13 protein-coding genes are annotated in these 12,830 nt (G+C 66.3%); 11 read left to right on the plus strand and 2 right to left on the minus strand.

Translation table 11 applies throughout. The features are described from left to right. The first annotated feature begins 1 nt into the window (after position 1). The 6 genes from B9C43_RS27075 (at position 2) to B9C43_RS27100 (ending at position 4,573) form a co-directional block, all read left to right on the plus strand. Complete coding sequence (locus B9C43_RS27075) at positions 2–1,000, plus strand: C40 family peptidase (protein ID WP_033380690.1); 999 nt, start codon at positions 2–4, stop codon at positions 998–1,000. An 8-nt stretch (positions 1,001–1,008) separates the two neighbouring features. Beyond that, the gene (locus B9C43_RS27080; RefSeq protein ID WP_033380689.1) at positions 1,009–1,470 is read left to right on the plus strand and encodes a hypothetical protein; all 462 of its coding nucleotides are present in this window, start codon (positions 1,009–1,011) and stop codon (positions 1,468–1,470) included. Then, a complete protein-coding gene (locus tag B9C43_RS27085; RefSeq protein WP_033380688.1) occupies positions 1,467–1,670 on the plus strand; it encodes a hypothetical protein in 204 nt (67 codons plus the stop codon). The genes B9C43_RS27080 and B9C43_RS27085 overlap by 4 nt, the downstream gene beginning before the upstream one ends. An 86-nt stretch (positions 1,671–1,756) precedes the next feature. Then, the gene (locus B9C43_RS27090) at positions 1,757–2,296 is read left to right on the plus strand and encodes a DinB family protein (RefSeq protein ID WP_051894889.1); all 540 of its coding nucleotides are present in this window, start codon (positions 1,757–1,759) and stop codon (positions 2,294–2,296) included. Between the two features lie 92 nt (positions 2,297–2,388). Continuing rightward, positions 2,389–3,807 carry an RNB domain-containing ribonuclease gene (locus B9C43_RS27095; RefSeq protein ID WP_084429794.1) on the plus strand — a complete coding sequence of 473 codons (1,419 nt, stop codon included), beginning with the start codon at positions 2,389–2,391 and terminating at the stop codon, positions 3,805–3,807. Between the two features lie 19 nt (positions 3,808–3,826). Continuing rightward, positions 3,827–4,573, plus strand: coding sequence for a helical backbone metal receptor (locus tag B9C43_RS27100; protein ID WP_084429795.1), 747 nt, complete (start codon positions 3,827–3,829; stop codon positions 4,571–4,573). Here the strand turns inward: B9C43_RS27100 and pip are convergent. Beyond that, positions 4,526–5,485, minus strand: a complete 960-nt coding sequence (gene pip, locus B9C43_RS27105) for a prolyl aminopeptidase (RefSeq protein WP_084429876.1) — start codon at positions 5,483–5,485, stop codon at positions 4,526–4,528. The genes B9C43_RS27100 and pip overlap by 48 nt on opposite strands. 77 nt (positions 5,486–5,562) lie before the next feature. After that, entirely contained in the window at positions 5,563–6,411 is an 849-nt protein-coding gene (gene panB, locus B9C43_RS27110; protein ID WP_033380684.1) for a 3-methyl-2-oxobutanoate hydroxymethyltransferase, read from the minus strand. A gap of 146 nt (positions 6,412–6,557) precedes the next feature. On the opposite strand from panB, the gene lysX reads away from it, so the two are divergent. The 5 genes from lysX (at position 6,558) to B9C43_RS27135 (ending at position 12,318) form a co-directional block, all read left to right on the plus strand. Beyond that, entirely contained in the window at positions 6,558–9,794 is a 3,237-nt protein-coding gene (gene lysX / locus B9C43_RS27115) for a bifunctional lysylphosphatidylglycerol synthetase/lysine--tRNA ligase LysX (RefSeq protein WP_084429877.1), read from the plus strand. Between the two features lie 74 nt (positions 9,795–9,868). Continuing rightward, on the plus strand, positions 9,869–10,810 hold the full coding sequence (locus B9C43_RS27120; RefSeq protein WP_051894888.1) for a glycoside hydrolase family 6 protein: 942 nt from the start codon (positions 9,869–9,871) through the stop codon (positions 10,808–10,810). Between the two features lie 74 nt (positions 10,811–10,884). Next, positions 10,885–11,298 carry a YbaB/EbfC family nucleoid-associated protein gene (locus B9C43_RS27125; RefSeq protein WP_143446603.1) on the plus strand — a complete coding sequence of 138 codons (414 nt, stop codon included), beginning with the start codon at positions 10,885–10,887 and terminating at the stop codon, positions 11,296–11,298. Beyond that, a complete protein-coding gene (locus B9C43_RS27130; protein ID WP_084429797.1) occupies positions 11,295–11,600 on the plus strand; it encodes a type VII secretion target in 306 nt (101 codons plus the stop codon). The genes B9C43_RS27125 and B9C43_RS27130 overlap by 4 nt, the downstream gene beginning before the upstream one ends. Further along, a complete protein-coding gene (locus tag B9C43_RS27135; protein WP_084429798.1) occupies positions 11,593–12,318 on the plus strand; it encodes an EspA/EspE family type VII secretion system effector in 726 nt (241 codons plus the stop codon). Before B9C43_RS27130 ends, B9C43_RS27135 begins: the two co-directional genes overlap by 8 nt. Positions 12,319–12,830 lie beyond the last annotated feature (512 nt).

Here is a 12,830-nt window from a genome sequence, read left to right on the forward strand (position 1 = left end):
CATGAAGCTGGCGGTGTTCCTGAGCATCGCCGCGGTACTCGTGATCGCGGCAATCCTGACCGCCGGAGCCGTCACATCCGTTGTCTCGACACAACAGAACGCCCAGAACGTCCAGCTGGTCAACTGCAACGCCTCGATCGGGCCGATCACCGCGTCCGGGCCGCAAGGCCAGATCGACGCGAGCAGGCTCAACGACGAGCAGCGCGGCACGGTCTCGTTGATCATCGCGATCGGCAAGGAGCGCAAGCTGCCGCCGCTGGCGTGGCAGATCGCGATCCAGGCCGGGATGACCGAGTCCGGGCTGCGCAACCTGAACTACGGTGACCGGGACTCGCTTGGCATCTTCCAGATGCGCCCGTCCATGGGCTGGGGAACCGTGGAACAGGTCACGACCCCGACGTACGCCGTGCACAAGTTCTACGACGTGCTGGAGAAAGTCCCGAATTGGAAGGAACAGCGGCCAGGCGACTCCGCGCAGGACGTCGAACGGTCCGCATTCCCCGACCGGTACCACAAATGGGAAGCGATGGCCTCGCACCTGATCGGTGTGGCCGGCGAGATCCCAGACCCGACCGGCTGTGGTGAGGGCACAGGCGATCTGCTGCCCGCCGCGTCGGGCAACGCGGCGAAGGCGATCCAGTTCGCACTCGCCCAGCAAGGCAAACCGTATCTGTGGGGCGCCTCGCTCACGCGCCAGGACGCGTACGACTGCTCGAGCCTGATGAACCAGGCGTACCGGTCAGCGGGAGTCATCCTTCCGAGGGTTTCCCGTGACCAATATCGAGCGGGCGCGCACCTGCCGGTCGAGCAGGCGCAGCCCGGTGACCTGCTGTTCTGGGCATGGGACACCGGCAATCCGGTCACGATTCACCACGTGGCGATGTACCTGGGGGATGGGAAAATCGTGGAGGCCCAGCAAACCGGTGTGCCGGTGCACATCCGGCCGGTGAGCTTCACCGAGCGTGGGCTGGTGCGCCAAGCCGTGCGGCCGGGAGTGTGAGGAGAGAGATGTATCCGGAACAGCCCCCCATTCCACGCTCAGGCACACCGCTGAAGGACTACCTGAGCAGTGGGCCGTTGCCTGCCGTCGTCGACGGGTACGCGGTGCTGCCGAGATCCTTGGCCGAAGGCATGCCACTGGTCTGGCAGCAGCAGATGGCGCATCTGCTCGCGGAGTTCCACCAAGCCTTCGGCCACCTGTCGTGGCCCGTCTACCGCGTCGTGCCGTCCCGCTACGAGGTCATCGCCGACCTGGACGAAGAGCAACTCGCCGAAGTCGGATGCATAGTGGAGATCGACGCGGACGGCGAACTGGTCTACCGGGAGCGCAACGGAAGACGGATCGCCGACCCGGAGAACACCAAGGTGCTGGTGTCCTGCCTGGACCCGATCCCGCGGGAACACGCGGCGGACCTGCAGGACACCCCGCCCCGCGGCTTCCCGGCACAGGAGAACTGGAGCACCCGATGACCTCGGATCCCAACCCGGACCCCGGCTGGTACTACTGCACGAAGCACAACCGCGTGGAACACGGCATGCAATGCCGCGCCGCAGACCTGCTCGGCCCTTACCCCGACAAGGCGACCGCCGAACGGGCACTGCAGATCGCCGCGGAGCGGACGAAGGCCGCCGATGAGGCCGATCGGCGGTGGAGCGGTGACGACGACTGAAGTCGCCGTTTGACCTGCGAAAACCCGGAACTGTCGTACCCCCGGCGTAGCGTGCGGCCATCGCTGATCACTGTGCAGGGGGATTGATGAACACAGCCGACTACCTGAAGCGCTACCTCCAGGAATCGCGCACGAGCGTGGTGGCGTCGCTGGAGGGCCTGAGCGAGCGCGATATCCGGCGCCCGCTCGTACCAAGCGGGACCAACCTCCTTGGCCTGGTGAAGCACCTGATGGGCGGCGAGTTCGGCTATCTCGGTGACTGCGTCGGCCGGCCCACGCCCGTCGAACTTCCCTGGGACGAGGTGTCGATCTGGGAAAACGCTGACATGTGGGCCAAGCCGGAGGAGAGCCGCGACTACATCGTCGGGTTGTACAAGCGAGCGTGGCAGCACTCGGACGAGTCCATCGCCTCTTTACCGTTCGACGCGCCTGCGTCGGTGTCGTGGTGGGCCGAGGAGAAACGTGAGACCACGTTCGGGCACCTGCTCATCCGGGTCGTCGCCGAAACAGCGCATCACGCTGGGCACTGCGACATCCTGCGTGAGTTGATCGACGGCCGGTCCGGTGCGGACATCGACGAGGGCTACTACGAAACAGTGCTGGCGGCGAGCGAGAGCGTGTCCTGAAGCGTCCGATCGTGGTCGGCCACTTGGGCCGACTTTGGATCCAAGTCACGCAAGTACTCACGAGTCGGGCTGACTGCGGTTAGGGTGCCGTCATGGAAACGACGGACGGCGCCGCGCTCGACTTCGCCGGTGTCCGTGCCGAGTTTGATCTGCCCACTCAGTTCCCGTCGGCCGCATTGGCCGAGGCCGAGCTCGCGGTTGCCGACCGCGACCGGCTGGTCGGCGACCGGGAGGACGCGACCGACCTGCCGTTGGTCACGATCGACCCGCCTGGATCCAAAGATCTCGATCAGGCGCTCTACGTCGAGACCACGCGGACCGGGTTCCGCCTGCACTACGCCATCGCCGATCTGGGTACGTTCGTCGAGCCGGGTGGTGCGCTGGATGCCGAGGTGCAGAAGCGCGGTCAGACGATCTACCTGCCCGACGGCAATGTGCCGTTGCACCCGCCGATCCTGTCCGAAGGCGCGGCGAGCCTGCTGCCCGGGCAGATCCGGCCGTCCGCGTTGTGGTCCATCGATTTGGACAAAGACGGCGTACCGGGCCAAGTTCGCGTGCGTCGGGCGCTGGTGCGTTCGATTGACCAGTTCGACTACGACGGCGTGCAAGCGACCATCGACGCGGGCAACCCGCATCCGTCGATCGCCGCGCTTCCGGCGTTGGGACGGTTGAGGCGTGAGCACGCGGTCCAACGCGGTGCGCTAGAGCTGCAGTTGCCCGAGCAGGACGTGGCGACGGACGGCAACGGCGGCTGGAAGCTGACCCTCAGGCCGCGCAACAACGTCGACGCGTGGAACGCGGAAATGTCGTTGCTGACGGGCATGAGCGCGGCGTCGTTGATGGTCGAGGCAGGCATCGGCGTGCTGCGGACGTTGCCCGAACCAGATGACGGTGCCATCGAGTGGCTACGGAGGTCCGCGCGTTCGCTCGGTATCAACTGGGCGCGCACGGACAGCGTCGCAGTGATGCTCGCGGGCCTGGATCCGAGCAGCCCTGAGTCGCTGGCGTTGTACATGGACGCCACCCGTCTGCTGCGAGGTGCCGGCTACACGGCGTTCGACGGCACTCTGCCCGAGTTGACCACGCACGCGGGCCTGGGTGCGGCATATGCGCACGTAACGGCACCGCTGAGGCGTCTGGTGGACAGGTTCGGAGCGGAGATCTGCCTGGCAGTGTCGGCGGACAAGCCCGTGCCGGACTGGGTGCGTGCGGTCCTGCCAGAGTTGCCCGGGCTGATGGGCGGGTCGGACACGCTGACGAGCAAAGTGGACAAGGCATGCCTGGACCAGGCCGAGGCGTGGGTGCTCACCGACCACATCGGCCAGGAGTTCGACGCGGTCGTGCTGCGCGCCGAAGCCAACTCGGCTGAGATCTTCCTGACCGATCCGCCGGTCATCGCCAAGTGCGCCGGGGAGAACTTCCAGGAAGGCCAGCACATCCGGGTTCGCTTGCTGGACGCGGACGTCGTGCGGCGCAAGGTCGCGTTCGAAAAGGTGATCTCCGACGTTTGACGACGACCTCGGCGAACCCGTGCCGGTCAGCTCCCCGGCGCGGGTGGTCAGCCTGGTCCCGTCGCTGACCGAGGCCATCGAGACCACCGCACCCGGCGTGATCGCCGGGGCCACCGACTACTGCACGCACCCGGAGAAGCTGGACGTGCCCAGGGTCGGCGGCTCGAAGTACCCGGACGTGGACGCGGTGCTGAACCTCGAACCGGACCTGGTCGTGGCCAACGCCGAGGAGAACCGGCCGGAGGACGTGGACCGGTTGCGCGCCAACGGTGTCCCGGTGTGGGTGACCACCGCGGCGGTGAACGTCCCCGATGGACTGCGGTCGGTCCGGCGGCTGCTGACCCAGGGCCTCGGCCTGACCGAGCCGGAGTGGCTGGTCGAAGCCGAGAGCCTGTGGTCGAAGTCCGTGCCGGTGCACTCGACCGCGATCATCCCGGTGTGGCGGCGCCCCTGGGTCGTGATCGGCCGCGACACGTTCGCCGGTGACGTGCTGCGGCGCCTTGGTGTGGCCAATGCGTATGCGTCCCACGAAGACCGCTACCCGCGCCCGAGACTGGACGAGCTGCAGGCGCAAGACGTCGATCTCGTGGTGTTGCCGGACGAGCCGTACCTGTTCACCGACACCGACGGCCCCGAAGCGTTCCCAGGCAAGCGATACGTCCTCGTCAGCGGGCGGTACCTGACTTGGTGTGGCCCGTCCCTTGTGGACGCACATGCGTCACTGAGCCGGAGCCTTCCCGGCGAAGCGGTCGGTCGCGGCGAGTAGCTGCTCGGAGATCCCCGGGTCGACGACCGCGTGCCCGGCGCCGTTGAGCACGTACCCCTCGCATTCCGGCCAGGCACGGCCCAATTCGTAGGCGGTGACAAGGGGTGTGACGATGTCGTAGCGCCCGTTGACGATCACCGCGGGGATGCCTTTGAGCTTGCCGACATCCCGGATCAGCTGGCCTTCCTCCAGCCAGCCCTTGTTGACGAAATAGTGCACGGCGATGCGGGCGAACGCGACAGCGAACTCCTCCTGGCCGTAAGGCGTGATGATGTTGGGCTGGGTGGAGACAGTCGCGCCCTCCCACTGGCTCCACGCCAGCGCGGCCTTCCGGCTCACCTCGGGATCGTCGCTGAACACCAGCCGTTGGTACGTCCGCAGAACGTCTTCGCCATCCGGCACGAGCTCGGTGAACTTGGCCCAGGCGTCCGGGAAGATGTGCCCGGCGCCGCCGCCGTACAGCCAGTCCAATTCGGACTGCCGAAGAGTGAACACACCTCGCAGGATCATCCCGGTGACCCGCTCGGGATACGTCTGCCCGTAGGCCAGGGCGAGCGTCGCGCCCCAGGACCCGCCGAACAGCAACCACCGGTCGATGCCGAGATGTTCGCGGAGCTGTTCCATGTCCGCGACCAAGTGCCATGTGGTGTTGGTGTTCAGGTTGTGCTCGGGTGAGCTGACATGCGGCGTGCTCTGACCGGCGCCACGCTGGTCGAAAAGGACGATCCGGTACAGCTCGGGATCGAAGTGCCGCCGCTGCATCGGGCTGCTTCCGCTGCCGGGCCCACCGTGCAGCACGACCGCGGGCTTCCCGTCCGGGTTGCCGCTGACCTCCCAGTACACCTTGTGCCCGTCGCCGACGTCGAGCATGCCCGAGTCGTACGGCTCGACCGGTGGGTAGAACGCGCGCATGCGCACACTCTGCCGCACCTAGAACCTCGTGAGTGTTCTGGCCGGTTCGAACCGGCCAGAACACTCACGAGGTCTGGTCAGTGGAAGGTGTGCTCCGGGCCGGGGAACTCGCGGCCGCGGACCTCGTCTGCGAACTGCTGCACGGCGCCGGACAAGATCCCGGCAAGGTCGGCGTAGCGCTTGACGAACCGTGGCGCCTTGCCGGTCCGCAGGCCTGCCATGTCCTGCCAGACCAGCACCTGGGCGTCGCAATCGGGGCCTGCGCCGATGCCGATCGTCGGGATCGCCAGCTCGTGCGTCACGCGCTTGGCGACCTCACCCGGCACCATCTCCATCACGACCGAGAACGCGCCTGCTTCCTGCAGCGCGAGGGCGTCAGCGACCAACTGGTCGCCCGCCGAACCACGGCCCTGCACGCGGTAACCGCCGAGGTTGTGCTCGCTTTGCGGGGTGAAGCCGATGTGTCCCATCACGGGGACGCCCGCGGCCGTCAATGCTTCGACGTGCGGGGCGAAGTGCGCTCCGCCTTCCAGCTTCACGGCGTGCGCGCGGCCTTCCTTCATGAAGCGGACGGCCGTCTCGAGTGCCTGCGCTGGTGAGATCTGGTACGAGCCGAACGGCAGGTCGGCCACGACAAGAGCACGTTTGGTCGACCGTGTCACCGCGCGGACCAGGGGAATGAGTTCATCGACAGTCACGGGCAATGAGGTGTCATAGCCGTACACGTTGTTGGACGCGGAGTCGCCGACGAGGAGGACCGGGATGCCGGCTTCGTCGAACAGGGCGGCCGTGTACATGTCGTACGCAGTGAGCATGGGCCACGGTTCGCCGCGGTCCTTCATCTCCTGCAGGTGATGGATGCGTACGCGCCTCGGTGATGCCGGTGCCGCGCCCGATCCGTATGGGGCTGTGAGCTCAGAAGACATCGTCGTCCACCGTCCCTTTCCTCGAGGCCCGTGTGCGGGTCCCCGGGTTGGCTTGGGGCTCTACGCCTACGAGGGTGACACCCCGATCGACGTGGCGCAGGAGGGTGCGAGCAGAGTCACAGGTGTTCTGGGGCCATTATCGGGGTGTGTGGCAGCGCAGGGCGGCAGGCATTGTCGCGACAATTGTCCAGGTCGGCGCGTTCATCTCGCTTTTTCTCGTGCTGGCGAACGAGGACAACCAGGTCCGGTGGGTCCTCGATCTCGGCGCGTGGCTGGTCGGCCTGCCGGTTGACGAGAACGTCTTCATCTTCGTCGTACTGCTGGTGCTCGGCGCGGCGCTGCGGCGCCGCAAACGGGCCGCGTTGTGGGTGCTGATCCTGTTCGAGGTCGGGTCGATCCTGACCGATCTGCTGTTCCAGCTCACTTTCGAGGCCGATGACGAGCTCAGTCTCAGCGATGTGATGCCGTGGCTGATCGCGAATCAGGTCATCGCCCTGATCATTATCTTGATCCTGCTCAAGCTGCGGCCCGCATTCCCTGCCCAGGTCGCGCCGGGCGCACTGCGCAAATCGGTGCTCATCCTGTTCGGCGGCCTCGCTGCGGTCACGGTCGGCGGGTGGGCGCTGACCACGCCGTTCCCCGGCACGCTCGGCCAGGCGGGGGACAAGCTGCTCTGGGCGGGCAACCAGGCCACCGGTGAGCTGCTGCAACTACGTCACCTAGGCGTCGGCCACGGGCCAGCGTGGCTGGCGTTGTTGCTGGACATCCTCGGTGCGCTCGTCGCGGTCATCGCGATTTACGTGTTCTTCCGTGGCGTACGCAGCAGGCGGCACCTGGCACCGGACGAAGAACTCCAGCTCAGGGAGTTGCTCGCGGAGTACGGCGAGCGCGATTCGCTCGGCTACTTCGCGACGCGACGCGACAAAAGTGTGGTGTTCGCCCCGAATGGCCGCGCGGCCGTGACGTATCGCGTGCTCGGCGGGGTGAGTGTGGCCAGCGGCGACCCGATCGGCGACGCCGACGCGTGGCGCCAGGCGGTCGACGTGTGGCGCGCCGAGGCACACCGATACGGCTGGGCGAGCGGTGTTCTCGGTGCCAGCGAAGAGGGCGCCAGGGTGTACACGGCGGCCGGGCTCAAGGCGCTGGAGATCGGTGACGAGGCCATTTTGGACGTTCGCGCCTTCACACTGTCCGGGCCGGAACGGCGATCTGTGCGGCAAGCCGTGAACCGGATCGAACGCGCCGGCTACACGTGCAAAGTCCGTCGCCACTCGGAGATCCCGGAAGGCGAGATGGCGACCCTGCGCAGCGCGGCACATCACTGGCGGGGCGCCCAGACCGAACGCGGGTTCTCCATGGCGCTGGGCAGGCTCGGCGACGCGACCGACGGCCGGTGCGTCATGGTCGAGGCGTACGACCTGGCAGGCCGGTTGCGTGGGATGTTGTCGTTCGTTCCGTGGGGCAGGCGAGGATTGTCGCTCGACCTGATGCGCCGGGACCGGGACGGCGGCAACGGGCTCAACGAGTTCATGCTCAACGCGCTCATCGAAGCGAGTGGAAAGCTTGGCGCGCAACGGATCTCGCTGAACTTCGCGATGTTCCGCGCGGTGTTCGAAGAAGGCGAGAAGATCGGCGCCGGTCCGGTGTTGCGGGCGTGGCGGGCGGTCCTGAGCCTGTTCTCCCGGTTCTTCCAGCTGGAGTCGCTGTACCGGTCCAACGCGAAGTACGGCCCGGACTGGCAACCGCGTTTCCTGTGCTATTCACGGACTCGGCGGCTGCCCAAGATCGGCATTGTCGCGGGTGCGCTGGAAGGTTTCGTGCCCACGCTGCAACGCCGGAGCGGCCTGCGTGCCGAACCGGTCGACGAACAATTCGTCCAGCGGGCCCGCGAGATCGAAGAACGCGCGGCCTCGGCCAAACCGAAGCAGGCGCGGCGGCCGGAGCAGGTCCGCGTCCGGATCGCGAAGCTGGAACGGCTCCGCGAAGCCGGATACGACCCTTATCCGCCGGGCTTCGACCGCGACACGACACTTTCGACGATCGTCGCTCGCTTCCCTGACCTGGCACCGGATGCGAAGACCGGCGAGTACGTGCGGGTTGCCGGACGCGTGATCGCCAGCCGCGACATGGGTGGCCTCTGCTTCGTCCGGCTCAAGGACTTCAGCGGGGAACTCCAGGTGATGCTGACCGGCCCGGCCCTGCACGACTGGCGCGCGCTGGTGGACCTGGGCGATCAGGTCGGCGTGTGCGGCGAAGTGGTCACGTCGAAACGCGGTGAGCTGTCCGTGCGGGCCGACGACTGGACCATCACCGCCAAGTGCCTGCATCCGTTGCCCGACAAACGCAAGGGCCTGTCCGACCCCGAGACCCGCGTGCGGCAGCGATACCTCGACCTCGTGGTCAACCCCGAGTCGACGACCATGCTCAAGCTGCGGTCCACCGTGGTCCGGTCGCTCCGGGAGACCTTGCACGGCAAGGACTTCCTTGAAGTCGAGACACCGATGCTGCAGACCGTGCACGGTGGTGCGAACGCACGGCCGTTCGTCACCCATATCAATGCCTACGACATGCGGATGTACCTCAGGATCGCGCCCGAGCTGTACCTCAAAAGGCTTTGTGTCGCGGGTGTGGAACGGGTTTTCGAGCTGAACCGCAACTTTCGCAACGAGGGTGTCGACGCGACGCACAATCCCGAGTTCACGATGCTTGAGGCCTATCAGGCGTACGCGGACTACACGACTATGCGGGTGCTGACGCAGAAACTCGTGCAGCAGGCGGCAAAGGCCGCGTACGGCTCGGAAATCGTGCGCCGTGCCGGTGAAGAGTTCGACATCTCCGGCGATTGGCCGGTTGTCAGCGTGCACAACGCGGTGTCCGAGGTGCTCGGCGAGGAAATCACTCCGGACACACCGGTGCACCGGCTGCGAAGTCTGCTTGCCAAGACGGGGATTGTGCTCGACGACGAGTTCGGCCATGGTCATCTTGTGCAGAAGGCGTACGAGTATCTGGTCGAAGGCGATACTGTCGCGCCGACGTTCTACACCGATTTCCCGACCGAGACATCGCCGCTGACCAGGCAACACCGCGTCGAGCACCGGGTCGCGGAGAGATGGGACCTTGTCGCGTTCGGCAGCGAGATCGGCACCGCGTACACCGAACTGACCGATCCGGTCGAACAACGCCGCAGGCTGGAAGCGCAATCGCTGCGCGCGGCCAGCGGTGACGTCGAAGCCATGGAACTGGACGAGGATTTCCTGCGTGCGCTGGAACACGGCATGCCGCCGACGGGCGGAATGGGTCTCGGTGTCGACCGGCTGCTGATGATGCTGACCGGAGCGTCGATCCGCCAGACGGTGCTTTTCCCCTTCGCCCGGCCCCGTTGAGTTTTTCCCGCACTGCTGCTTCACTGGCTGGGAGCGCTCCCAGAACCCTGCCTCAATGACGAGAGGAGCAGCCCGTGCGTCGAATCGTGCTCGCTTGCTTGGCCGCGCTGGCGTTATCTCCGGTCCAAGTCGCGGTCGCGGCCAATCCGGTCGGGATGACCAGCGGCTTCTACGTCGATCCGAATTCCAATCCGGCGGTCTGGGTCCGGAACAACGGGTCGGACGGCCGAGCGGCCCGGATCCAGTCGGCCATCGCGAGCAAACCCATGGCCAGATGGTTCGGCTCGTGGAGCGGCGACATCCAGTCCGCGGTCAGCAGCTTCGTCGCCGCGGCGGACGCGGCCGACAAACTCCCGGTCCTGGTCGCGTACAACATTCCCGGCCGGGACGCCTGCGGCGGGCACTCCGGCGGCGGCGCCGGATCGCCGGAGGCCTACCGGGCTTGGATCTCGGCGTTCGCCTCAGGCCTCGGCAGCAGGCCTGCGGTCGTGATACTGGAGCCCGATTCGTTGGCTGACTTCAACTGCATGGACGCAGGCAAGATCGCCACCCGCACCGGGATGATCAGGTACGCGACCGAGCAGTTGCGCGACAAGGGCACCAACACGTGGGCCTATCTCGACGCCGGAAACGCGCGCTGGGTCCCGGCCGCCACGATGGCCAGCCGCCTGGACAGCGCGGGTGTGCGGAACGTGCGCGGTATGTCGATCAACGTGTCGAACTACATCACGACATCCGAGTCGGCCGCGTACGGAAACGCTGTCAGCTCGTCACTTCCCGGCTACACCAAGCCTTTTGTCATCGACACCAGCCGTAACGGCAACGGTTCCAACGGCGAATGGTGCAACCCGGCCGGCCGCAAGCTCGGTGCGCCCGCGCAGGTCGGCGGATCCGCCGAATTGCTTGTGTGGGCCAAGATCCCGGGCGACTCCGATGGATCATGCGGTATCGGTGCGGGAATCCCCGCCGGACAGTTCAGCCCGGATTTGGCGATACGGCTGATCGACGGAGTCTGATGACGGCAATTCCGCCGTGTTCGCGCCAGGCGCGAGTACTTACCTTGGTTGTGCCATAACCAGGGGAGGTGCTCGTGCCTGGTGCCGACTGGGAGCGGCAGGTCGAGTCGACTGCGGCCGCGTACCGCCAGATGAGCGAACGAGTCGAGCAGATCCTGGCCACCGAGACCTCACTGGACGGTTCGGTGCAGGTCACGGTGTCCGCAGCGGGCGTGTTGACTGACCTGCGCCTGCCTGACCGTGGCCTCGCCGACCAGATCATGGCGTGCATACGCAAGGCACAAGCCAGAATCCCGGACCTGATGCGTACGGCGATGCTCGAAACCGTTGGGCCACAAGACCCCAACACGCACCTGGTACTCGCCTCCGCCAGAGAACGCTTCCCGGTAACGGAATCACCGCCGAACCATGCGGACAAAGTGGTGGTCGGCGACGAGGACGACTGGGACGAGCGCCCTGTGCTCGAAGACATTGGAGGGCCGTCATGAGCGAGGGATACGAAGTTGTCGTCGATGCCCTGACTGCGCACGCGCGCGTGCTGACGACGTTGGCCGACGAGATACAGGGAACGACTTCGTCCGCCCAGACCCGATTGCCCGCTGACGCACTGGGTGTTGTGGGACAGCCGTTCACCGCGTTGATGGATCAGCTTGTGACGGCAGGAAGTCAGGCGTTGGAGTCCGGTGTCCGGGCGATGAACGCGACATCGGGTGGGGTGCGGGAAAGCGCGGGAATGCTGACGCAGCGCGAGAAGGAGACCGGAACGGGCCTCGGAGGCATCGATGTCTGACAACATCAGCGCGCTGTCGGCATCAATGCGACCCGTCGACGCGTTGTCGGCAGCAGGTCTCGGTCAGCTGGTCGGCTTGGTCGCACCACTGCAGGCTGTACTGGATCGTATGGAAGGCAACGCTTCCGGCGTGCACGCGTTCCTCGATGCCTGGGTAACGGTATCCAACCGAATCACCCAAGTGCAGGGACAACTCGGGCAAGCGGTGGCAACCGGAACCGCGGGCTGGCGTGGTGCGGCCGCGGACCAATACCGAGCCCGAACAGACAGCTTCGCCCGCTCACTGGCGGAGTTCGCAGCCGCAGCCAAAGAAGCCGCCGCCGTAGTCCAGTTGACCGCCGAAGTGGTCGGCCAAAGCCGATCGTCCGCCAACGACCTGATCGGCGACATGGTGCAACGCCTGATCTCCTTGGTACGCCACCTGATGGCACTCGAAGGCGGAATGACCGCGACAGTGCTGGCGCAGGCAAGCGACCTGGTCAACACATTCGCGAAACCAGTCGCGAACATCGAAAAGCAAGCTCAGGCGAGCGTGGCCAACGCGGCCACGCCCATCAACAACCTGATCACCATGCTGGGCGCGATCACCCGGCTGTGGGATGGGTTCGCGGGCGTGCAGCAGGCGGCGGCTCCAACTGCACCGGCTTTTGGTCAGCAGAGCCGCGGTTTACTGGCCCACGAGCAGTGGCACGTGGTGCAGCAACGCGGCAGAAGGTGATCCGCGCGGATGGCCTTTTCGCGCACCGGCGAAGGTGATCCGCGCGGATGATCTCTTCGCGCACCGGCGAAGGCCACCGCGCCAACGGTCCGTTCGCAAATCTGGTTGTCCACAACCGCCTGGTAACCGCCTTGACCAGGCCATATCCCGATAGACTGGGTCGGGGACGTCCCCCCGGGAGTGGCGGGGGATGCTCTGAGTGGGGGTACCGGGCAGTTGCAGGGCTTCGTCAAAGTCGGTCCCCCGCGTGAGTGTTGCGGAGCTTGGGTGCCCGGTTCGATCCGCCTCAGGACCGGTATGTCGCGCCGGGTGAGGTCACCTTGCGCCGGGACTGATGCTGGTTGACGGTGACGAGCTGGATGACGCGGTCACCGCGTGGATCCTGGCCCGGATCAGCGGCCAGGACACATCGGACACAGGCATGCCTGTGATGCCGGCACTGTCGACGGTCGCGGTGGACGGCAAGTCGTTGCGTGGCACGTTCGCGAGGACGGGTGGTGCGGGGATGCATC

Origin of the sequence: Kibdelosporangium aridum (assembly GCF_900176515.1) — a bacterium.
GTDB lineage: Bacteria > Actinomycetota > Actinomycetes > Mycobacteriales > Pseudonocardiaceae > Kibdelosporangium > Kibdelosporangium aridum.

What these genes read in the sequence shown, in the direction of transcription:
- B9C43_RS27075 (WP_033380690.1), top strand. Translation starts at nt 2, where the DNA reads ATGAAGCTGGCGGTGTTCCTGAGCATCGCCGCGGTACTCGTGATCGCG.
- B9C43_RS27080 (WP_033380689.1), top strand. Translation starts at nt 1,009, where the DNA reads ATGTATCCGGAACAGCCCCCCATTCCACGCTCAGGCACACCGCTGAAG.
- B9C43_RS27085 (WP_033380688.1), top strand. Translation starts at nt 1,467, where the DNA reads ATGACCTCGGATCCCAACCCGGACCCCGGCTGGTACTACTGCACGAAG.
- B9C43_RS27090 (WP_051894889.1), top strand. Translation starts at nt 1,757, where the DNA reads ATGAACACAGCCGACTACCTGAAGCGCTACCTCCAGGAATCGCGCACG.
- B9C43_RS27095 (WP_084429794.1), top strand. Translation starts at nt 2,389, where the DNA reads ATGGAAACGACGGACGGCGCCGCGCTCGACTTCGCCGGTGTCCGTGCC.
- pip (WP_084429876.1), bottom strand. Translation starts at nt 5,485, where the DNA reads ATGCGCGCGTTCTACCCACCGGTCGAGCCGTACGACTCGGGCATGCTC.
- panB (WP_033380684.1), bottom strand. Translation starts at nt 6,411, where the DNA reads ATGTCTTCTGAGCTCACAGCCCCATACGGATCGGGCGCGGCACCGGCA.
- B9C43_RS27130 (WP_084429797.1), top strand. Translation starts at nt 11,295, where the DNA reads ATGAGCGAGGGATACGAAGTTGTCGTCGATGCCCTGACTGCGCACGCG.
- B9C43_RS27135 (WP_084429798.1), top strand. Translation starts at nt 11,593, where the DNA reads ATGTCTGACAACATCAGCGCGCTGTCGGCATCAATGCGACCCGTCGAC.